Origin of the sequence: Streptomyces sp. UH6 (genome assembly GCF_013421635.1) — a bacterium.
Taxonomy (GTDB): Bacteria; Actinomycetota; Actinomycetes; order Streptomycetales; family Streptomycetaceae; genus Streptomyces; species Streptomyces abyssomicinicus.
In genome coordinates this window covers 1-1,361 of record NZ_JACADT010001263.1, presented here as the reverse complement: position 1 = coordinate 1,361, position 1,361 = coordinate 1, and the positions used below count along the sequence as shown (strand labels likewise).

Annotated in this window: 1 protein-coding gene; it reads right to left on the bottom strand. The window is 75.5% G+C overall.

The annotated features are described in order from the left end of the window. On the bottom strand, nt 1-1,361 hold a 1,361-nt coding region (tmk, locus tag HW445_RS31120; RefSeq protein WP_180224127.1), incomplete at both ends, for a dTMP kinase.

Genomic DNA, 1,361 nt, shown 5'->3' with positions numbered 1-1,361 from the left:
GCGACGCTGCGCCTCCTCCAGCTCGCGGCGCTGGCGCTCCTCCTCCTCGGCCCGCAGCCGGGCCAGCTCCTCCTGACGCTCCCGCTCGAGCCGCTCCTCCTCGGCCTTGCGGGCGGCCTCCTCCTCGGCGCGGCGTCGCGCGTCCTCCTCGGCCTTGCGGCGGGCCTCCTCGCGGGCCTTCAGCTCGGCCTCGGAGAGCGGCAGCATCTGGTCGAGACGGTGGCGGACGACCGTGGTCACGGCCTCCGGCTCCTGGCCGGCGTCGACGACCAGGTAGCGCCCCGGATCGCTCGCGGCCAGCGTGAGGAAGCCGGACCGCACCCGGGCGTGGAACTCGGCGGGTTCGGACTCCAGGCGGTCGGGGGCCTCGGTGAACCGCTCGCGGGCGGTCTCCGGGGAGACGTCCAGCAGCACGGTCAGGTGCGGGACCAGCCCGTTGGTGGCCCAGCGGGAGATACGGGCGACCTCGGTTGGCGACAGGTCGCGCCCGGCGCCCTGATAGGCGACGGACGAGTCGATGTAGCGGTCGGAGATCACCACGGCACCGCGCTCGAGGGCGGGGCGGACCACGGTGTCGACGTGCTCGGCACGGTCGGCGGCGTACAGCAGCGCCTCGGCGCGGTGCGAGAGGCCCGCGCTGGAGACGTCCAGCAGGATCGACCGCAGCCGCTTGCCGACGGGGGTGGCGCCCGGCTCCCGGGTCAGCACCACCTCGTGGCCCTTGGCCCGGATCCACTCGGCGAGCGCCTCGGCCTGGGTGGACTTGCCGGCTCCGTCGCCGCCCTCCAGGGCGATGAAGAAACCGTTCGCCGCGGGGGCGGCGGTGGGCTCGTCGCCGCGGACGGCATCGCGGAGGTCGTGACGGAGCGGCACACCGGACCGGTCGTCGGTCTTGGCCAGTACCAGCGCGGCCACCGGCAGCAGCAGTGCGCCGACCAGCATGAGCACGAAGGCCGCGCCGCCGTGGGCGAAGACGAACTTGCCGCTCTCCACGCGGTGCGGGCCGATCGCGGCGGCCAGCAGGGGGGCAGCCACCGCGGCCAGGCCGATGACGGCACGGACCACGGCGTGCAGGTGGTCGGTGAGCCGCGGGCGGCGGTACTCCTCGGCCTCCAGGTCGAGCAGGGTGTGGCCGGTGTTGGCGGCGACTCCCGCGCCGGTGCCCGCGAGGGCGGCGGTCAGCAGCATGGTCGCCATGTCCGGCACCAGGCCGGTCGCCAGCAGCGCGACGCCGGTGAAGGTCAGGGCCAGGGCCAGCAGGCGACGCCGGGAGAGCGAGGGCAGCACCTTGGGGCCGAGACGCACTCCGGCCACCGTCCCGCCGGTCAGGGCGAGCACCAGCAGCCCGAAGGCGACGGGGC